Origin of the sequence: Streptococcus sp. 339, from assembly GCF_013277285.1 — a bacterium.
GTDB lineage: Bacteria > Bacillota > Bacilli > Lactobacillales > Streptococcaceae > Streptococcus > Streptococcus pseudopneumoniae.
The window spans coordinates 1-19,970 of the sequence record NZ_VMMR01000010.1 but is presented as its reverse complement, the minus strand read 5'-3'; the positions used below and the strand labels follow the sequence as shown (position 1 = coordinate 19,970).

The window sequence follows — 19,970 nt, the reverse complement described above, 5'->3', positions numbered from 1 at the left end:
GGAACTGACACATGGAAATTTCATTATTAACAGATGTTGGTCAGAAACGAACAAATAACCAAGACTATGTCAACCACTATGTCAATAGAGCTGGACGTACCATGATTATTTTAGCTGATGGGATGGGAGGTCATCGCGCAGGGAATATCGCTAGTGAAATGGCGGTAACAGACCTGGGTGTAGCTTGGGTTGATACCCAAATCGATACAGTCAATGAAGTGCGTGAATGGTTCGCCCATTACCTAGAAATTGAAAATCAAAAGATTCACCAGCTTGGTCAGGATGAAGCTTACAGAGGCATGGGAACTACTTTGGAAGTCCTTGCTATTATCGATAATCAGGCTATCTATGCTCATATTGGTGATTCGCGTATCGGCTTGATTCGTGGAGAAGAATACCATCAGTTGACGAGCGACCATTCTTTGGTCAATGAATTACTCAAGGCTGGTCAATTGACACCAGAAGAGGCAGAAGCTCATCCGCAAAAAAATATTATCACCCAGTCTATTGGGCAAAAAGATGAAATTCAGCCTGATTTTGGGACAGTGATCCTTGAGTCAGGTGACTATCTCTTGCTCAATAGTGACGGCTTGACCAACATGATTTCAGGCAGTGAGATTCGTGATATTGTAACCAGTGATATTCCTTTAGCAGATAAAACGGAGACACTTGTTCGTTTTGCTAACAATGCAGGAGGTTTAGACAACATTACGGTTGCCCTTGTTTCTATGAACGAGGAGGATGCAGAATGATCCAAATCGGCAAGATTTTTGCCGGACGCTATCGGATTGTCAAACAGATTGGTCGAGGAGGCATGGCAGATGTTTACTTAGCCAAAGATTTGATTCTAGACGGGGAAGAAGTGGCAGTGAAGGTTCTGAGGACCAACTACCAGACGGACCCGATAGCTGTAGCTCGTTTTCAGCGTGAAGCGAGAGCTATGGCAGATTTAGACCATCCTCATATCGTTCGGATAACAGATATTGGTGAGGAAGACGGTCAACAGTACCTCGCTATGGAGTATGTGGCTGGACTTGACCTTAAACGCTATATCAAGGAACACTATCCTCTTTCTAATGAAGAAGCCGTCCGTATCATGGGACAAATTCTTCTCGCCATGCGTTTGGCTCATACCAGAGGGATTGTTCACAGGGACTTGAAACCTCAAAACATCCTCTTGACACCAGATGGGACTGTCAAGGTTACAGACTTTGGGATTGCAGTAGCCTTTGCTGAGACGAGTCTGACTCAGACTAACTCGATGCTGGGCTCCGTTCATTACTTGTCACCAGAGCAGGCGCGTGGTTCTAAGGCGACTGTACAAAGTGATATCTATGCCATGGGGATCATTTTCTATGAGATGCTGACAGGCCATATCCCTTATGATGGGGATAGTGCAGTGACCATCGCTCTCCAGCATTTCCAAAAACCCCTGCCGTCCGTTATTGCTGAGAATCCATCTGTGCCCCAGGCTTTGGAGAATGTTGTTATCAAGGCAACTGCTAAGAAATTGACAGATCGCTATAAATCAGTTGCTGAGATGTATGTGGATTTGTCTAGTAGTTTGTCTTATAATCGTCGTAATGAACCAAAGCTGATCTTTGACGATGCGACTAAGGCAGATACCAAGACCTTACCGAAGGTTTCCCAGAGTACCTTGACATCTATTCCTAAGGTTCAAGCGCAGACAGAACACAAACCAATCAAAAAAACAAGCCAGGCTGTGACAGAGGAAACTTACCAACCACAAGCACCGAAAAAACGTAGATTTAAGATGCGTTACCTGATTTTTTTGGCCAGCCTTGTATTGGTGGCAGCCTCTCTTATTTGGATACTATCCAGAACTCCTGCAACCATTGCCATTCCAGATGTGGCAGGTCAGACAGTTGCGGAAGCCAAGGAAACCCTCAAGAAAGCCAATTTTGAGATTGGCGAGGAGAAGTCAGAGGCTAGTGAAAAGGTGGAGGAAGGGCGGATTATCCGTACAGATCCTGGCGCTGGAACTGGTCGAAAAGAAGGAACGAAAATCAATTTGGTTGTCTCATCAGGCAAGCAATCTTTCCAAATTAGTAATTATGTCGGTCGGAAATCATCTGATGTCATTGCGGAATTAAAAGAGAAAAAAGTTCCAGATAATTTGATTAAAATTGAGGAAGAAGAGTCCAAGGAGAGTGAGGCTGGAACGGTCATGAAGCAAAGTCTACCAGAAGGTACGACCTATGACTTGAGCAAGGCAACTCAAATTGTCTTGACAGTGGCTAAAAAAGCTACGACGATTCAATTAGGGAACTATATTGGACGGAACTCTACAGAAGTCATCTCAGAACTCAAGCAGAAGAAGGTTCCTGAGAATTTGATTAAGATAGAGGAAGAAGAGTCCAGCGAAAGCGAACCAGGAACGATTATGAAACAAAGTCCAGGTGCAGGTATCCCTTATGATTTGAGTAAACCTACTCAAATCGTCTTGACAGTAGCTAAAAAAGTTACAAGTGTTGCCATGCCGAGTTACATTGGTTCCAGCTTGGAGTTTACTAAGAACAATTTGATTCAAATTGTTGGGATTAAGGAAGCCAATATAGAAGTTGTAGAAGTGACGAAAGCACCTGCAGGTAGTGCAGAAGGCATGGTTGTTGAACAAAGTCCTAGAGCAGGTGAAAAGGTAGACCTCAATAAGACAAGGGTCAAGATTTCAATCTACAAACCTAAAACAAGTTCAGCTACTCCTTAAAATCAGATGGATAATCAAAATAAGTAATCAATCTTTGTCATGATTTCATGGCAAAGATTTTTTTTGAGTCCGGATTTGTGATAGAATAGAAGGAGTTGATAAAAGGAGGAACGCATGGAAGAATCAAGAGAATTAAATGCCGTCATCGATGTGATTATGCTAGCGGGGACTATTCTCCTTAAAAGTGGTTCAGAGATTCATCGCGTAGAAGATACCATGATTCGGATTGCGCATTCGCAGGGGATTGTGGATTGCAATGTCCTTGCCATGCCTGCCGCTATCTTTTTCTCTATTGAAAATACCAATATTTCGCGCATGAAGCGGGTGACCTCCTCTTCTTATAACATCGAAAAAGTCTGCGATGTGAACCAGATTTCTCGTCAGCTGGTTGGGGGGCAGATTGATTTAGAAACAGCCTTTAAGCAATTGACGGCCTTGCAGGCCCAACCCCTTCCCTATACTAAGTTGCAGGTAACTCTGGCTGCGACCTTAAGTGCTCCTTTCTTTTCGGTTATGTTTAGTGGAAATATCTACGACGCACTTGGGGCAGGAGTGGCGACCTTATTTGGTTTTGCCTTTTCCCTCTATGTGGAGAAGTTTATCCGAATTCCCTTTGTGACAGCCTTTGCTGGGGCCTTCGTCTTTGGAATGATTGCCCAGTTTTGGGCTCGCTACACAGGCTTTCCTTCAACGGCAGACTTGATTATAGCTGGTGCGGTCATGCCGTTTGTTCCAGGAATTGCCTTGACCAATGCGGTTCGTGATATTATGACCAACCACATAAACTCTGGTATGAGCAAGATGTTTGAATCCCTGCTCATTACCCTTGCTTTAGGGGCAGGAACTTCTGTCGCCTTGGTATTGATGAACTAATATGACACTAATAACCTTTTTATTACAAGCAGTAGCAAGTCTTCTTGCTATTATTACCTTTCTAATCGTACTCAATGTTCAGCGGTCCATGCTCTTACCAGGAGGAATTTTGGGCATGGCTGTCTGGCTAGTCTATCTCTTGCTCAAGGAACCGACCAATGTTATTGTGGCTACTTTTATTGCAGCCATTATAGGTTCTTGTGTCAGCCAGATTTTAAGTATTCTTTATAAGACTCCTGCTGTGGTCTTTATCTTAGCAATCTTGGCACCCTTGGTTCCGGGTTATCTCTCCTATCGGACAACTGCCTTTTTTGTGACAGGGGACTATAATAAAGCGCTGGCAAGTGCAACATTAGTTGTTATGCTGGCTCTGGTCATTTCCATTGGAATGGCTAGCGGAACAGTGATTCTCAGACTGTATCATTATATAAAAACACATCGAGTATCGTAGACTTTACAGAAATAAAAGAATTTTCTGAAAAATGAGATAAATATAGTGACAAGGCTTTCTATGTATGCTATTCTCTCTATATAAAGGAGGAAAAATCATGAAAAAATCACTATTTTCCTTATTGTCTGTAAGTCTACTGACTTTGTTGCTTATCCCAGTCATGGTTTCTAGTTTGGGTTCAGAGTTTCAAAGTGGATTACAAGAGCATCAGTTGATTGCCGAAAAGGTTAGTAAAACACTTGACAAGACATTTGATAAGGATGTCAGAGAAATTCCGACCAGTCAGTTTTATCAAGAATTTGTAGATGAGATGGGAAGGACTTACTCAGGAAATTTAATCCTCCAGGAACTGATAACTGAGAATGGGGCTTATAAAGCTACTTATATCGGTGAACTCTCTAGCAACTAATCATTCTTTGAAATTATGACCAATAAGAGGCTTGATTTGGTGAATCAAGTCTTTTTTATCTCTTTTACTGCCATTTGTGATAAAATAGTACCGAACGATTTTTTACATGAATGATAAAACAGAGGTAAATATGACAATCGGTATTGATAAGATTGGTTTTGCGACCAGTCAATATGTCTTGAAGTTACAAGACTTAGCAGAAGCGAGGGGAATTGACCCTGAAAAATTAAGCAAAGGACTCTTACTCGAGGAATTGAGTATTGCGCCCTTAACTGAGGACATCGTGACCTTGGCGGCCAGTGCTAGTGACTTTATTTTAACTGAGCAAGAAAGAGCAGAAATTGACATGGTCATTGTGGCGACCGAGTCAGGAATTGACCAGAGTAAGGCTGCAGCCGTCTTTGTGCATGGCTTGCTGGGTATTCAGCCCTTTGCGCGTAGTTTCGAGATTAAAGAAGCCTGCTATGGAGCGACAGCTGCCCTTCATTATGCCAAATTGCATGTGGAAAATTCTCCAGAGTCCAAGGTCTTGGTCATTGCCAGTGATATTGCCAAGTACGGTATTGAAACTCCAGGAGAACCAACTCAAGGTGCTGGAAGTGTGGCCATGTTGATTACACAAAATCCACGCATGATGGCCTTTAATAATGACAATGTTGCTCAAACCCGTGACATCATGGATTTTTGGCGTCCAAATTACTCGACAACTCCTTATGTAAATGGTGTCTATTCTACCCAACAATATTTGGATAGTTTGAAAACGACTTGGCTTGAATATCAAAAACGCTACCAGCTTACTTTGGATGATTTTGCGGCTGTTTGTTTCCATTTGCCTTATCCTAAATTAGCCTTAAAAGGTTTGAAAAAAATCATGGATAAGAGCCTGCCTCAAGAGAAAAAAGACCTCTTGCAAAAGCATTTTGACCAGTCTATTCTTTACAGTCAAAAGGTGGGGAATATCTACACAGGTTCACTTTTCCTTGGGCTTCTGTCTCTCTTGGAAAATACAGATAGCTTGAAGGCTGGGGATAAAATCGCCCTTTATAGTTACGGAAGTGGTGCTGTAGCTGAGTTCTTCAGCGGTGAATTGGTTGAAGGTTATGAAGCTTATCTGGATAAAGACCGCTTGAACAAGCTCAACCAACGAACTGCCTTATCTGTTGCAGACTATGAAAAAGTCTTCTTTGAAGAAGTAGACTTAGATGAAACAAATTCTGCTCAGTTTGCTGGCTATGAAAATCAAGATTTTGCCTTGGTTGAAATTGTTGATCACCAACGCCGTTATAGCAAGGTTGAAAAATAATGAAGATAAGTTGGAATGGATTTTCTAAAAAATCATACCAAGAGCGCCTCGAGCTGTTAAAAGCTCAGGCGTTCCTTAGTCCTGAGAGGCAAGAGAGTTTAGAGCAGGATGAACAGATGAGTGTAACTGTGGCAGATCAGCTGAGTGAGAATGTGGTGGGAACTTTTTCTCTGCCTTATTCGCTGGTCCCAGAGGTTCTCGTTAACGGTCAGGAATACACAGTTCCCTATGTGACAGAAGAACCGTCCGTGGTTGCTGCGGCCAGCTATGCTAGTAAAATCATCAAGCGAGCAGGTGGCTTTACTGCTCAGGTTCATGAGCGCCAGATGATTGGACAGGTAGCCCTTTATCAAGTTGCTGACCCTGAACAAGCGCAAGAGAAGATTGCCAGCAAGAAAGCAGAGCTCCTAGAACTTGCCAATCAAGCCTATCCTTCTATCGTTAAACGTGGAGGTGGGGCGCGTGATCTGCATGTCGAGCAGATAAAAGGCGAACCAGACTTTCTCGTTGTTTATATTCATGTCGATACCCAGGAAGCCATGGGTGCCAATATGCTCAACACCATGCTGGAAGCCTTGAAACCAGTCTTAGAAGAACTCAGTCAGGGACAGAGTCTCATGGGAATCCTGTCCAACTACGCAACTGATTCTCTGGTGACTGCAAGCTGTCGCATCGCCTTTCGCTACTTGATCCGCCAAAAGGAGCAAGGACGAGAAATTGCAGAGAAGATAGCCTTGGCTAGTCAGTTTGCGCAAGCTGATCCTTATCGAGCGGCTACCCACAATAAAGGGATTTTTAACGGTATTGATGCCATTTTGATTGCCACTGGTAATGACTGGCGTGCCATTGAGGCGGGGGCTCATGCCTTTACTAGTCGAGACGGGCGCTATCAAGGTCTCAGTCGCTGGACGCTGGATCTTGAAAGAGAAGAATTGGTCGGTGAGATGACCTTACCCATGCCTGTAGCGACCAAGGGTGGCTCTGTTGGTCTCAACCCTCGTGTAGCTCTCAGTCATGAATTATTGGGAAATCCTTCTGCCAAAGAATTAGCCCAGATTATCGTGTCTATCGGGCTTGCCCAAAATTTTGCGGCCCTCAAAGCCTTGGTGAGTACAGGGATTCAGCAAGGCCACATGAAATTGCAGGCTAAATCTTTGGCACTTCTCGCAGGTGCTAGTGAATCCGAAGTTGCTCCCCTAGTCGAGCGCCTCATCGCAGATAAAACCTTTAACCTAGAGACAGCCCAGCGCTACCTAGAAAATTTAAGATCATAAAAACTCAGACGAATTCGGTCTGAGTTTTCTTGTATTTAAATACTTTTTCCTGGTAATAAGGTAACTGGTAAGAAGTAACCAGTTGTCGCAACTTCCTTGCCTTCGATCTTCTGCAAGAGAAGATCGACAGTGAGGCAGGCAATCTCTTCCAAGGGTTGCTTGATAGTAGCCAGTTGAGGGTAGTAATTTTCGATAAAGTAGGTACCATCATAGCCGATGACCTTGAGCTCTTCTGGTACAGAAATGCCCAATTCTTGAGCGATTTTAATGACCAAAATAGCTGTCAAATCATCTGAAGCAAAGATGGCATCTGGCTTTTGTCGAGTCAAGATATTCTTGATTTCCATTTCTTTTCTGACGGGAGAAAAGTCACTGGAAACATTGATAATAGGAGCTTTTGGAAGTACGGATGCAAAACCAGCGTGGCGTAGTCCAGTAGGCGAATTGGAATTGTCATTCCCTGTAATCATGATGATAGATTGGGCGCCTGTCTTAACCAAGGTCTGGGCAGCAAGAACTCCACCAGCGTAGTTGTCAGAGGAAACGACTGGAATGTCTGGTGACAGATTTCGGTCAAAGGAAATAATTGGTGCCGTCACTCGATTGTAGTCTTCGATTCCCAAGTTGTGACTACCAGAAATGATGCCGTCCACCTGATTGGCTTCCAACATTTCGATGTATTCGCGTTCCTTCTCAGAATCATGCTCACTGTTGCAGATGATGGTCTTGTAACCATTTTTGAAGAGTTGGTGTTCCAGCTTATCAATCAATTCTGCGTAGAAAACGTTGGAAATATTTGGGAAAATCAAGCCGATTAATTTAGCCGATTTTCCTTGCAAACTACGAGCTAGGTTGTTGGGCTTATAGCCCAATTCCCGCATGGCTTCATTGACTTTTTGAATGGTTTTTTCTGATAAATAGCCTTTTTTATTGATAACCCGAGAAACGGTAGTAGGGCTGACGCCTGCAAGTTTGGCGACATCAGTTAGTTTTGCGACCATAATCTAATTCATAGTAAGTTCCAGTTGGGTTTCCAGATTTGATCAGGATACCATTTTGGTCCGCATGTGGGAAGACACGACCAGAAAATACTTTTTCTCCTTTATTGATGAAAATTTCAAAGACAGAGTTATCGATGAAGATTGTAGCAGTAGTAGCCTGATTCTCGATAGGGCAAGAACGAGTTGTCCCAAATTCTTGGGCATACTGTTCTCCAGCCTGGCTACGATCCACTGTCACTTGACCATTTACAAGGTCAAAGTTGATGGAAAGTCCCTTGCCTTCTTTATCAGCAAGTAAGACAATCTCGCTCTGGCTATTGGCTTCCAAGTTGAGTTCGAGTTCGTAAGTGTTCCTAGTTTGGGCACGATTTGAGAAGGCTTCTTCAGAAGCACGAAGGTCCTTGATAGCTGCGACTGGGTATTGGTAGAGTTTGCCGTCTTTGATAGTGAGTTCCTTGACCAAAGAGAAGGCTCCTTGGTGGTCAAAACGGTCAGATGGATATGAAACATCAGGCAAGCCAAGCCAGCTAACAGCTAGAGCACGTCCATCAGGAGCGTTGAAGGCTTGAGTTGCATAGGCTTCGAAACCATAGTCCATGTTTTGAAGTTGAGATACATCTACCATTTTGGCGTTTTCAGGGTCAAAGGAAGCACCAATTTTATACATATTTGGAAAGATGTTATCGTAGTCTAGAACTTTTTTATCCAATCCTTGTGGGCAGTAGAGAAGGACAGGTTGCTCCCCTACAAAGACCAGATTTGGACATTCCATCATGTAGGCAGTACGGTCGTTAGCAAAGTCAAGGTTGCCAACGGCTTGCCAGTTTGTATAGTCGTTGTCTACAGCCTTGTAGAGACGGACGAAGCCTTTTTTCTCCAAGTCCTGTCCACCGACGATAGCATAGTATTGGCCCTTGAAGTTAAAAATTTGCGGGTCACGGAAGTGGTCAGTTGAGTCTGCTGGCTGGTCAATCAAGATCTTGTCAATCTTGGTAATCTTGCCATCCTTGTCCATCAAAGCGCCGATCTGGTAGGGTTGACGGATCCAGTTTTCATCACGGACATTTCCTGTATAGAATAGAAACAAGTTATCGCCAAACTGCATGGCAGAACCAGAGTAGGCACCGTGGCTATCTAATGGAGTATCAGGCAAAACTTTGACTCCAGTTTCTGTGAAGTGAATCAAGTCCTCACTTTCCAACTGCACCCAAGATTTCAAACCGTGGGCTGCACCAAAAGGAAAGTTCTGATAAAAAACAACCCACTTCCCATCAAAGTAGGAAAAGCCATTTGGATCGTTTAGAAGTCCTGTTTTTGGCTCAACATGGTAATGAGTATGCCATGGAGATTGAGCCATATTTTCCTTTATATGTTGAATTTCTTCTTGCGTCCAATCTTGATAAAGTCTGTAACGACGCTCAGTTGTCCATTCCATTCATTCATTCCTCCAAAAATCTTATCACTTTTAATAGTAACCGTTTTCGATAAAAAATGCAAGCCTTTTATGTTAAAAAAGAGAAAAAACTGTCAAACGTTTATCACAAATTAAAAGCAGAAAATCAATCATCTATCTACAAAAAATTGAAATAAAATGAAGCAAAATCCTTTTCACCCAAGATTTTAAACTTATTTTTTCAAGGAATACCTGATAAAATAGTCAAAAACAATCAATCTAAAGCGTGTCCACTAAGTGGATAGAATATTTTTTCTGCAAAACGCTTGACATATTTCTAAAACATGATAAAATAATAGTCGTAGGGCGAATAAAATCGCTTTCAAACAAGAACAAAATTTTATATAAGGAGATTTTTGCAAATGAACAATCAGGAAATTGCAAAAAAAGTCATCGATGCCTTGGGTGGACGTGAAAATGTCAACAGTGTAGCTCACTGTGCGACTCGTCTTCGTGTCATGGTCAAAGATGAAGGAAAAATCAATAAAGAAGTGATTGAGAACTTGGAAAAAGTTCAAGGTGCTTTCTTTAACTCAGGTCAATACCAAATCATCTTTGGTACTGGTACAGTAAACAAAATGTACGATGAAGTTGTTGCACTTGGTTTACCAACATCATCTAAAGATGACATGAAAGCAGAAGCTGCTAAACAAGGGAACTGGTTCCAACGTGCGATCCGTACTTTCGGTGACGTTTTCGTTCCAATCATCCCAGTTATCGTAGCAACAGGTCTTTTTATGGGGGTGCGTGGTCTTTTCAATGCTCTTGAAATGCCACTTCCAGGAGACTTTGCAACTTACACACAAATCTTGACAGATACAGCCTTCATCATCTTGCCAGGTTTGGTTGTGTGGTCAACCTTCCGTGTATTCGGTGGAAATCCAGCCGTTGGTATCGTTCTTGGTATGATGCTTGTTTCTGGCTCACTTCCAAACGCTTGGGTAGTTGCTTCAGGTGGTGAAGTAACGGCTATGAACTTCTTTGGTTTCATCCCTGTTGTTGGTTTGCAAGGTTCCGTTCTTCCAGCCTTCATCATCGGGGTTGTCGGAGCAAAATTTGAAAAAGCTGTCCGCAAGGTCGTTCCAGATGTCATTGACCTCTTGGTAACACCATTTGTAACACTTTTGGTCATGTCTATCCTTGGACTCTTTGTCATCGGACCAGTCTTCCACATTGTTGAAAACTATATCCTTATTGGTACAAAAGCAATTCTTGGCTTGCCACTTGGTCTTGGTGGTTTCTTGGTTGGTGGGGTTCACCAATTGATCGTCGTGTCAGGTGTGCACCACATCTTCAACTTGCTTGAAGTGCAATTGCTTGCTGCTGACCATGCTAACCCATTCAATGCTATCATCACAGCTGCTATGACAGCTCAAGGTGCTGCGACTGTTGCGGTTGGTGTTAAAACTAAAAATCCAAAACTGAAAACACTTGCTTTCCCAGCTGCTCTTTCTGCCTTCCTAGGTATTACAGAGCCTGCTATCTTCGGGGTAAACTTGCGCTTCCGTAAACCATTCTTCCTTTCATTGATCGCTGGTGCAATCGGTGGTGGATTGGCTTCTATCCTTGGACTTGCTGGTACTGGTAATGGTATCACCATCATCCCTGGTACAATGCTTTATGTTGGTAACGGACAACTTGCCCAATACCTTCTTATGGTAGCCGTATCATTTGCCCTTGGTTTTGCTCTTACTTACATGTTTGGTTATGAGGATGAAAAAGAAGTTGCTACTGAAGTAGCGACAGAACGTTTGGTCCAAGAAGAAACAACTGGTAACATTCCAGCAGCTCTTCAAAATGAAACACTTGTAACTCCTATCGTTGGTGACGTTGTAGCTCTTGCTGATGTCAATGACCCAGTCTTCTCAAGTGGAGCTATGGGACAAGGTATCGCTGTGAAACCTAGCCAAGGTGTGGTCTATGCACCAGCTGATGCTGAAGTTTCAATCGCCTTTGCAACAGGACACGCCTTTGGTTTGAAAACAACTAATGGTGCTGAAGTCTTGATCCACGTTGGTATTGACACTGTATCTATGAATGGTGACGGTTTTGAAGCAAAAGTTGCCCAAGGTGACAAGGTGAAAGCAGGCGATGTTCTTGGAACATTTGACTCAAACAAAATCGCTGCAGCTGGTCTTGATGATACAACAATGGTTATCGTTACAAACACAGCTGACTTCTCTTCAGTAGCTCCAGTCGCAACAGGTTCAGTTGCGAAGGGGGATGCTCTTATCGAAGTGAAAGCTTAATCTTTCCTAGCTAAATGAAAACGAACAAATGACATGTTTGTTCGTTTTTGCTTGAATGGTAAGATTTACAGAGGAAAATCTAAAAAATAGAGAAATTTAGACTTTCGAAATATGCTATAATAAAGAAAATAAAAACAAGAGGTTTATCATGACAAAATTATATGGAAGCTTGGAAGCGGGCGGTACAAAGTTTGTCTGTGCTGTCGGTGATGAAAACTTTAACGTTGTAGAAAAAACACAATTTCCAACAACAACTCCAATCGAAACAATCGATAAAACCATTGAGTTCTTCTCAAAATTCGACAACCTTGCTGGTCTTGCAGTTGGTTCATTTGGTCCGATTGATATTGACAAAAACTCAAAAACTTATGGCTTTATCACAACGACTCCAAAACCAAACTGGGCAAATGTGGACTTGCTTGGTGCCCTTCGTCGCGCCCTAAACGTGCCAATGTACTTCACTACAGACGTAAACAGCTCTGCCTATGGTGAAGTGGTTGCCCGTAATAATGCTGGTGGTCGTATCGAAAACTTGGTTTACTACACAATCGGTACAGGTATCGGTGCAGGTGTCATCCAACGTGGTGAGTTTATCGGCGGTGTGGGTCATCCTGAAATGGGTCATTACTATGTGGCTAGACACCCAATGGATATTGAAAAAGAGTTTAAGGGTGTTTGTCCTTTCCATAAGGGATGTTTGGAAGGCTATGCAGCTGGTCCAAGTTTGGAAGCTCGTACAGGTGTACGTGGGGAAAATATTGAACTCAATAACCCTGTTTGGGATGTCCAAGCCTACTATATCGCTCAAGCTGCGGTCAATGCGACAGTGACTTTCCGCCCAGACGTGATTGTCTTTGGTGGAGGAGTCATGGCTCAACAACACATGCTGGACCGTGTCCGTGAGAAATTTACATCTCTTCTCAATGGTTACCTACCAGTACCTGATGTGCGTGATTACATCGTGACGCCAGCAGTTGCAGGAAATGGTTCTGCTACTCTTGGGAACTTTGTCCTTGCAAAAGAAGTTTCAAAATAAAGCACAAAATCCACTTGGGAAACCAAACGGATTTTTTACGTGTCAAAGCATTTGCCAGAAAAAGTCAATAATATAGGTCAGACCGTAGGTATAAACCACGAGGGTAAAGGGCTTGGTCAGAATGATGATAGTCATATAGCGCTTGAAGCTCATCTTGGTCAGGGCAGCCAGCATACAGAGAAAGTCAGCTGGACTAATGGGCCAAATCATCATAAAAATAAAGAAACGGTCAAAACGATTGCCCTTATCCAACCAACCGATATACTTGTCGTAGGTGCGCTTGCTGACGACAGACTGGACAAAGGCAGCTCCGTAGAGGCGCACCAGATAAAAGATAATGGCACAGCCAATGACAATGCCGATATAGTTGTAGATAGTCCCGATGATGTGACCGTAGATAAAGACCCCAGCCACCGAGGTCAAGGCTCCTGGAATGATAGGGACGACCGTCTGTAAAATCTGTAAAAAAATAAAGAGAGGTGGCCCCCAGATGCCTGCCTGCTGGATAAAGGCAGAGAGGGTTTCCTTGGACTGTAAAATCCCAGCCTGATAAGCCCAAATACAGAAAATCAAACTCCCAATCCCACCGACAATCGATGAGATATTGATAAGGTGCTGCAGAAGGGGAGAAACAGCTTTCATTTGTTTATCCTGTGACATGTAAACTCCTCATAGATAGTATATTTCTACTATACCATATTTTGGAGGAGAAAGGGGGAATGAGTGTTTTTGATAAGAAATAGATGGGAATACAGGTCTTCGAGACTTAGAATAGGTCTGTCAACTAAAGGTTATATGCATTCTAGGTTTCGAATAATCGCAATTCCATAAATTTAAAAGCATTCTAAGTTCGAATAGCTTATCTGATATAATTTTGAAGCATTCGAGCTTTCGAATAGTCATCTTCTCTAAAGTTTAGATGTGTTCTGAAGCTAGAAAGACTAAAATCTAAAAATAATAAGAGTTTCTCTGATGGACGTAATTTATGTCTAGTATGAATCTTTTGAATCGTTAGTTAATTTTAATATTAATCAGTTCTGAAATAATTACTAAATATAGTTAGATGGTGAATGAATTATTGCTAAATTTCAAGTTCAAGTTAGTCATCCAGAAGTCTTCTCTGGAGGACTTGTAGTTCAAGCATTTTTTAGGATAATTGTTCATCCACTTTTCGATGAATGCAATTTCTTTGGGAGTCGTTTTCTTAGTTCCCTTAGGCTTAGGTAACCATTTACGAATGAGCTTGTTGCGATTCTCATTAGTTCCCCTTTCCCAAGAGGCATAGGGATGTGCATAGTAGATATGTTCCTTAGAAAACATATGGGACAAGCGGTTGAATTCCGTTCCGTCCATTAGTAGATAAAGGATTACTCCTTCTTGAAATGACAGATGAACTTGTTTCTTATAAAAATGTTGTCTGAAACTATTCGCTTTTTTCCAGAAGTTTTAGAGGAAGAAAACTTTATGAGGAAAAAGGAGTTACTCAAATAACAATTCAGGATTAAAAATAGACAGTTGAGGAGCGGAAGGTATAAATTAAGTTTGCTACTGTATAATGGATTTATCACTAATACTCTTCGAAAATCTCTTCAAACCACGTCAGCTTCGCCTTGCTGTAGATATAGTTACTGACTTCGTCAGTTCTATCCATAACCTCAAAACAGTGTTTTGAGCTGACTTCGTCAGTTTTATCTGCAACCTCAAAGCTGTACTTTGAGCAGCCTACGGCTAGCTTCCTAGTTTGCTCTTTGATTTTCATTGAGTATAAAAGTGCTCCATGCCATATTTTACACAGCATTAGTCTTCTAAAAATGGACAGAAATCATTGTAAAGGCTATCAAAAAGGAGTATAATAAGTGAAAGAAATTTCGGAGGTTAAAGATGCTCGAAGTAAGAAGTCTAGAGAAAAGTTTTGGATCCAAGCAAGTTTTGTTTGGTATTGACTTTCAAGCGCGACCAGGTCGTATTTTGGGACTAGTCGGGAAAAACGGTGCTGGGAAGACAACGATTTTCCACAGTATTTTGAAGTTTTTAGAATACCAAGGAGAAATCAGTCTAGATGGTCAGGATATTCGTCAGGAGACCTACGCTCGGATTGGTTATCTGCCTGAAGAACGCAGTCTCATGCCTAAATTGACAGTTCTTGAACAAGTTCGCTACTTGGCGACTCTAAAAGGCATGGATGCCAAAGAAGTCAAAGAAAAACTCCCTCAATGGATGAAGAGGTTGGAAGTGAAAGGAAAGCTGACAGATAAAATCAAGAGTCTGTCAAAAGGAAATCAGCAGAAGATTCAGCTCATTATTACTCTGATTCATGAACCAGACTTGATTATCTTGGATGAGCCTTTTAGTGGATTGGACCCAGTCAATACAGAATTGCTCAAGCAAGTTATTTTTCAAGAAAAAGAACGTGGGGCAACCATTATCTTTTCTGACCATGTCATGACCAACGTCGAGGAGCTTTGTGACGATATTCTCATGATCCGAGATGGCCGTGTGGTCTTGCATGGACCAGTTCAGGATGTCCGAAATCAATACGGGAAAACACGTCTCTTTGTTTCAAGTGAACGAAGCAAGGAAGAATTGGAAAACCTTCCTCATGTCAAACAGGTGAGCTTGACCAAACAAGGTAGTTGGAAATTGATCTTGGAGGATGAGAGTGCTGGTAGAGAACTCTTCCCAATCTTGACTCAAGGGCAATATATCGCAACCTTTGACCAACAAGCGCCAACTATCGATGAAATCTTTAAACTAGAATCAGGAGTGGAAGTATGGGAAATGTGTGGGTTGTAATCAAGGAAACCTATCTTAGACATGTCAAATCGTGGAGTTTCTTCTTTATGGTGATTTCACCGTTCCTCTTTTTAGGAATCTCTGGAGGAATTGCTTATCTCCAAGGCTCTTCAATGGCTAAAAATGATAAAGTGGCAGTAGTGACAACAGTGCCATCTGTAGCAGAAGGACTGAAGAATGTAAATGGTGTTAATTTTGACTACAAAGACGAAGCAAGTGCCAAAGAAGCGATTAAAGATGAAAAATTAAAAGGCTATCTGACTATTGACCAAGAGGATAGTGTCTTGAAGGCAGTTTATCATGGCGAAACGTCGCTTGAAAATGGAATTAAATTTGCAGTTACAGATACACTCAATGAACTGCAAAATCAGCTTAATCGTTCAACTGCTTCCTTGTCTCAAGAGCAGGAAAAACGCTTAGCGCAGACAATTCAATTCACAGAAAAGATTGATGAAGCCAAGGAAAATAAAAAGTTTATTCAAACAATTGCAGCAGGCGCCTTAGGATTCTTTCTTTATATGATTCTGATTACCTATGCGGGTGTAACAGCTCAGGAAGTTGCCAGTGAAAAAGGCACCAAAATTATGGAAGTCGTCTTTTCTAGCATAAGGGCTAGTCACTATTTCTATGCGCGGATGATGGCTCTGTTTCTGGTGATTTTAACGCATATCGGGATTTATATGGTAGGTGGTCTGGCAGCCATTCTACTCTTTAAAGATTTGCCATTCTTGGCTCAGTCTGGTATTTTGGATCATTTGGGAGATGCTTTCTCACTGAATACCTTGTTCTTTATTTTGGTCAGTCTCTTTATGTACGTCGTCTTGGCTGCCTTTCTAGGTTCTATGGTTTCTCGTCCTGAGGACTCAGGAAAAGCCTTGTCGCCTTTGATGATTTTGATTATGGGTGGTTTTTTTGGAGTGACAGCTCTAGGTACAGCTGGAGACAATCTCCTCTTGAAGATTGGTTCATATATTCCCTTTATTTCGACCTTCTTTATGCCGTTTCGAACGATTAATGGCTATGCGGGGGGAGCAGAAGCATGGATTTCACTTGCTATTACAGTGATTTTTGCGGTGGTAGCAACAGGATTTATCGGACGCATGTATGCTAGTCTCGTTCTTCAAACGGATGATTTAGGGATTTGGAAAACCTTTAAACGTGCCTTATCTTATAAATAGAAGAGCCTCGCGAAAGCGAGGTTTTTAAAGGTGAAAAGGGTGGAATCACGAACCTAATTATGTACACATTATGTAAACAGGTTGCTTGAGAACTCAATTGTATAGTGAACTGAATCTGGAATAGGATAATATTACTTCTAAAATATTCTTATAAATTGATTTGAATTCCAAAACCAGGGTGTGCAATTCTTATTTCCCATCACTTTATTTATTGATTATGATAGAACTCTTATCGGTCTGTAACAAAATTTCAATAATATAAAAACGCATCCTATCAGGACTCAACTTGATAGGATGCGTTTTTTGATTGTGAAGACTTTTCATCCAGCCTCTTTATGTGATAAAGTATCGTTAATATTCAATGAAAATCAGACTGGGAAGTTAGCGGAAGGCTCCTCGAAACATAGTTTTGAAGTTGAGGAACTGACCAAGTCAGTAACGTATACACACTAAGGACAAGCTGACGTGGTTTGAAGAGTATAAAAATCTGTTTCGTAAGCATCCAATAATAGGGTGTTTTGATAGTGTCATCATTTGGATAAGCATTATAGTATAGTGATATGAAATCAACTAAACTAAATAAGAAATATAGATTATCAAAACTCTTTGAAAAGATTGCATTAAATCTAAATAACATAGACGTCTTCAGCGTGTGCTGTCTCATCTTATGCGAAAATCTTATAAGGAGAGTATAGAAAATCTCGGTTGTAATCAACTAACTGATTGGAGAAATGTATAAATATGAGAAGTTAGACCCCCATGTCACTACCATAATGAGATTGCTCGAATTCCTTGCTTTTTATACTCAATGAAAATCAAAGAGCAAACTAGCCGCAGGCTGCTCAAAACAGTGTTTTGAGGTTGTGGATAGAACTGACGAAGTCAGCTCAAAACAGTGTTTTGAGGTTGTGGATAAGACTGACGAAGTCAGTTACCTATACCTACGGCAAGGCGACGTTGACGCGGTTTGAAGAGATTTTCGAAGAGTATTAACTCAATATCAAACTAGCTACGATGGGGCTGACAAAGACATAGAGAATACCAGTGACACCGATAGCCAAACCACCCATGGCTCCTGCTACAGAGCCGTATCGGAAGGCTGTTCCTGTTCCAACTGCATGGCCTGTTCCTCCAAGGGAAAGACCAACAGCTACTGGGTCGTCAATTTTCAACCACTTCAAAAGGGTTGGTCCGATGACACTGGTTAAAATCCCAGTTGCCACGACTACCACCAAGGTCACGGTCGTCAGACCTTGCAATTTTTCTGTGATTCCCACTGCCATGGCGGTTGTTACTGACTTGGGAAAGAGAGAAATGGCTAGGAAAAAGTCCATACCAAAGATTTTGGCCACAAGGGCTGTGAAAGAGGTATTGACAACTACTGCTAGCAGACTACCAAAGAGAATACTCCGAGCATGGTGCTTCATCAAATGAAAACTCTTGTAAAGCGGAATCCCCAAAGCCACTGTCGACGGGACAATCAAGTTGTTCAGATAAACCCCACCTTGGTAGTAATCTTGATAAGAAATACCCGTCACCTTAAGAAAAATAATGATAAAAATAGCCGACAAAAGCAGGGGCGTTGTCAATGGATGAGGAAAACGTCTGTAAATCAACATCCCCACTAGATAAGCTAGGATAGACAGGGCAAGCCCAAATAGGGGATTGGAAACAAATTCACTCATTTGGCATCTCCTTTCTCATAATCTCTCTCAAACCGTCGTTTGATAAACTGAACTACCAAGGCTATGAGGATAATATTGACAACTGCTGCAAAAAAGACAATCAAAACAATGGGTAGGAGATAGGGAGCAATCACATCAAACTTTTCCATGATTCCTACTGCTGGCGGCAAAAAGAGAATGGTCATATTGGCTAGCAAGAAATTCCCCACCATGTTGACATGCCTAGTTCTCAACCATTTGAATTGTAGGGATAGAAAGAGAATAATCAAGCCGATAATACTGCCTGGGATGGGCAAATGAAAGAAACTGGAAATCCCCTCTCCGATTAGAGAAATCACAAAGAGAATCATTAATTGAACATATAATTTCATCCTAAACTCCACGAAATAGACTTCTTGAATACCAGTTTACTCTTTTTTCAGAAAATTTCAAGGAAATGAACAAGGGATAATGAAAATTAAAGAACAAACTAGGAAGTCAGCTGCATGTTACTCAAAGTAAAGTGTTGGGTTTGTAGGTCAAACTGACATAGTTTGAAGCGATTTTCGAAGAATACTACTTTTCTCTGCTTAAGTGAATGACTTGGTCGTAGTTTTTTAAGTCCTCTTCTGTGTAGTGGTGAATGACTTCAATGACCGTTTGAGGTAGGGAGAAGAGCAAGTCGCTAATTTTTCTGCTATTTTCCGAGTCAAGATTGGCCTTAATCTCATCTGCTAAAATGAGTTGGCTATCATGGTAGAGGGCGCGAGCGATTTCTAGGCGTTGTTTCTCGCCACCAGACAGACTATCATTGCTGAGCGTTCGATTTTTCAAATGTTCTAAACCTGTTTTTTTGAGGATATGATTTAGCGTTTGCTTTTATCTAAAATACTTCATATAAAAATGTAAATTTTTGGGGGATATACAATTAAATGAAAATATCGTAATGACACAGATTGAAACAAAAAGCGAACAAAACAGAATTCATTGTTTCGATTCGCTTTTCGTATTATTATCTAGTTTTTTTGTAGCTCTGATAACATTTAGTCTGAGCATGTACACTAATAGCTGAAGGAATAAAATGTATACTTTAGATTATTTCCAAGCGCCACCGGTATCTACACAGTAACCACCAGGTGTATAGGTGTTGTGAAGCATCTTACCAGTTGAAGCAAGGTAATACCAAGATCCGCTATCTTTCACCCAGCCTGTTAACATAGCACCTGAGTCTTTTAGGTAATATAGTTGCTTAGTTTCAAACAAGCATGTTATAATAAAGCTATGGCATATAGTACAGATTTTAAACAGCGAGCATTAGATTACATCAAAGAGGGGCACAGCCATGTCGAGGCAGCCAAGGTTTTTGATGTTGGCGTCAGAACTCTCTTCACGTGGGAAAAGAACTTACGTGAACAAGGACACTTAGAGAGGAAAAAGCGAGTCGTCAAAAACCGAAAGATTCCTTTAGAGGAATTGAAATCCTTTGTAGAGGCTCATCCAGATGCTTTTTTACGGGAAATTGCGGCACATTTTGATTGTGCTGTCCCTTCAGTATGGG

Annotated in this window: 17 protein-coding genes and 5 pseudogenes; 13 read left to right on the top strand and 9 right to left on the bottom strand. The window is 41.6% G+C overall.

Annotated elements, in window-relative coordinates; translation table 11 throughout:
• Positions 1 to 11 precede the first annotated feature (11 nt).
• The 7 genes from HT736_RS01720 to HT736_RS01690 all read left to right on the top strand — a co-directional run bounded on the left by HT736_RS01720 (position 12) and on the right by HT736_RS01690 (position 7,038).
• Entirely contained in the window at positions 12 to 752 is a 741-nt protein-coding gene (locus HT736_RS01720) for a Stp1/IreP family PP2C-type Ser/Thr phosphatase (RefSeq protein WP_000406247.1), read from the top strand.
• On the top strand, positions 749 to 2,728 hold the full coding sequence (gene stkP, locus HT736_RS01715) for a serine/threonine-protein kinase StkP (RefSeq protein ID WP_023940838.1): 1,980 nt from the start codon (positions 749 to 751) through the stop codon (positions 2,726 to 2,728). Before HT736_RS01720 ends, stkP begins: the two co-directional genes overlap by 4 nt.
• 114 nt (positions 2,729 to 2,842) lie before the next feature.
• Positions 2,843 to 3,601, top strand: a complete 759-nt coding sequence (locus HT736_RS01710; RefSeq protein WP_000392948.1) for a threonine/serine exporter family protein — start codon at positions 2,843 to 2,845, stop codon at positions 3,599 to 3,601.
• Position 3,602: 1 nt separating this feature from the next.
• Positions 3,603 to 4,052, top strand: a complete 450-nt coding sequence (locus HT736_RS01705) for a threonine/serine exporter family protein (protein ID WP_000172685.1) — start codon at positions 3,603 to 3,605, stop codon at positions 4,050 to 4,052.
• A 160-nt stretch (positions 4,053 to 4,212) separates the two neighbouring features.
• Positions 4,213 to 4,461 carry a hypothetical protein gene (locus HT736_RS01700; RefSeq protein ID WP_025170610.1) on the top strand — a complete coding sequence of 83 codons (249 nt, stop codon included), beginning with the start codon at positions 4,213 to 4,215 and terminating at the stop codon, positions 4,459 to 4,461.
• Between the two features lie 130 nt (positions 4,462 to 4,591).
• Positions 4,592 to 5,764 carry a hydroxymethylglutaryl-CoA synthase gene (locus HT736_RS01695; RefSeq protein ID WP_000151945.1) on the top strand — a complete coding sequence of 391 codons (1,173 nt, stop codon included), beginning with the start codon at positions 4,592 to 4,594 and terminating at the stop codon, positions 5,762 to 5,764.
• Positions 5,764 to 7,038 (top strand): hydroxymethylglutaryl-CoA reductase, degradative, encoded by a 1,275-nt coding sequence (locus HT736_RS01690; protein WP_000704368.1) that lies wholly within the window; start codon positions 5,764 to 5,766, stop codon positions 7,036 to 7,038. The genes HT736_RS01695 and HT736_RS01690 overlap by 1 nt, the downstream gene beginning before the upstream one ends.
• Before the next feature lie 35 nt (positions 7,039 to 7,073).
• On the opposite strand, the gene HT736_RS01685 is transcribed toward HT736_RS01690, so the two are convergent.
• Both HT736_RS01685 and HT736_RS01680 read right to left on the bottom strand, forming a co-directional pair.
• On the bottom strand, positions 7,074 to 8,039 hold the full coding sequence (locus HT736_RS01685; RefSeq protein WP_000226009.1) for a LacI family DNA-binding transcriptional regulator: 966 nt from the start codon (positions 8,037 to 8,039) through the stop codon (positions 7,074 to 7,076).
• Positions 8,020 to 9,474, bottom strand: a complete 1,455-nt coding sequence (locus HT736_RS01680) for a glycoside hydrolase family 32 protein (RefSeq protein ID WP_138707238.1) — start codon at positions 9,472 to 9,474, stop codon at positions 8,020 to 8,022. Before HT736_RS01680 ends, HT736_RS01685 begins: the two co-directional genes overlap by 20 nt.
• Positions 9,475 to 9,854: 380 nt before the next feature.
• Between HT736_RS01680 and HT736_RS01675 the strand changes: the two genes are divergently transcribed.
• Both HT736_RS01675 and scrK read left to right on the top strand, forming a co-directional pair.
• Entirely contained in the window at positions 9,855 to 11,741 is a 1,887-nt protein-coding gene (locus tag HT736_RS01675) for a sucrose-specific PTS transporter subunit IIBC (RefSeq protein ID WP_172930681.1), read from the top strand.
• A gap of 148 nt (positions 11,742 to 11,889) precedes the next feature.
• Positions 11,890 to 12,777, top strand: a complete 888-nt coding sequence (gene scrK / locus HT736_RS01670) for a fructokinase ScrK (protein WP_000164310.1) — start codon at positions 11,890 to 11,892, stop codon at positions 12,775 to 12,777.
• Between the two features lie 42 nt (positions 12,778 to 12,819).
• Here the strand turns inward: scrK and HT736_RS01665 are convergent, their stop codons facing one another.
• The 3 genes and pseudogenes from HT736_RS01665 to HT736_RS11565 all read right to left on the bottom strand — a co-directional run bounded on the left by HT736_RS01665 (position 12,820) and on the right by HT736_RS11565 (position 14,536).
• A complete protein-coding gene (locus tag HT736_RS01665; protein WP_119919497.1) occupies positions 12,820 to 13,437 on the bottom strand; it encodes a TVP38/TMEM64 family protein in 618 nt (205 codons plus the stop codon).
• 399 nt (positions 13,438 to 13,836) lie between these two features.
• Positions 13,837 to 14,145, bottom strand: a pseudogene (locus HT736_RS01660) (IS30 family transposase); the annotation flags it as partial.
• A 199-nt stretch (positions 14,146 to 14,344) separates the two neighbouring features.
• Entirely contained in the window at positions 14,345 to 14,536 is a 192-nt protein-coding gene (locus tag HT736_RS11565) for a hypothetical protein (RefSeq protein ID WP_240154017.1), read from the bottom strand.
• A 122-nt stretch (positions 14,537 to 14,658) separates the two neighbouring features.
• On the opposite strand from HT736_RS11565, the gene HT736_RS01650 reads away from it, so the two are divergent.
• The 3 genes and pseudogenes from HT736_RS01650 to HT736_RS11560 form a co-directional block, all read left to right on the top strand.
• Positions 14,659 to 15,570, top strand: coding sequence for an ABC transporter ATP-binding protein (locus HT736_RS01650; protein WP_050261405.1), 912 nt, complete (start codon positions 14,659 to 14,661; stop codon positions 15,568 to 15,570).
• On the top strand, positions 15,549 to 16,748 hold the full coding sequence (locus tag HT736_RS01645; RefSeq protein ID WP_172930680.1) for an ABC transporter permease: 1,200 nt from the start codon (positions 15,549 to 15,551) through the stop codon (positions 16,746 to 16,748). Before HT736_RS01650 ends, HT736_RS01645 begins: the two co-directional genes overlap by 22 nt.
• Before the next feature lie 586 nt (positions 16,749 to 17,334).
• Positions 17,335 to 17,484: pseudogene (locus tag HT736_RS11560) on the top strand (IS630 family transposase); the annotation flags it as partial.
• 253 nt (positions 17,485 to 17,737) lie between these two features.
• Here HT736_RS11560 and HT736_RS01640 read toward each other — a convergent pair.
• The 4 genes and pseudogenes from HT736_RS01640 to HT736_RS01625 form a co-directional block, all read right to left on the bottom strand.
• Entirely contained in the window at positions 17,738 to 18,433 is a 696-nt protein-coding gene (locus HT736_RS01640; RefSeq protein WP_001288943.1) for an LrgB family protein, read from the bottom strand.
• Positions 18,430 to 18,804 (bottom strand): CidA/LrgA family protein, encoded by a 375-nt coding sequence (locus HT736_RS01635; protein ID WP_172930679.1) that lies wholly within the window; start codon positions 18,802 to 18,804, stop codon positions 18,430 to 18,432. Before HT736_RS01635 ends, HT736_RS01640 begins: the two co-directional genes overlap by 4 nt.
• A 184-nt stretch (positions 18,805 to 18,988) precedes the next feature.
• Positions 18,989 to 19,291: pseudogene (locus tag HT736_RS01630) on the bottom strand (ATP-binding cassette domain-containing protein); the annotation flags it as partial.
• Between the two features lie 216 nt (positions 19,292 to 19,507).
• Positions 19,508 to 19,654: pseudogene (locus HT736_RS01625) on the bottom strand (choline-binding protein A); the annotation flags it as partial.
• 39 nt (positions 19,655 to 19,693) lie between these two features.
• Between HT736_RS01625 and HT736_RS01620 the strand changes: the two are divergent.
• Positions 19,694 to 19,970: pseudogene (locus HT736_RS01620) on the top strand (IS630 family transposase); the annotation flags it as partial.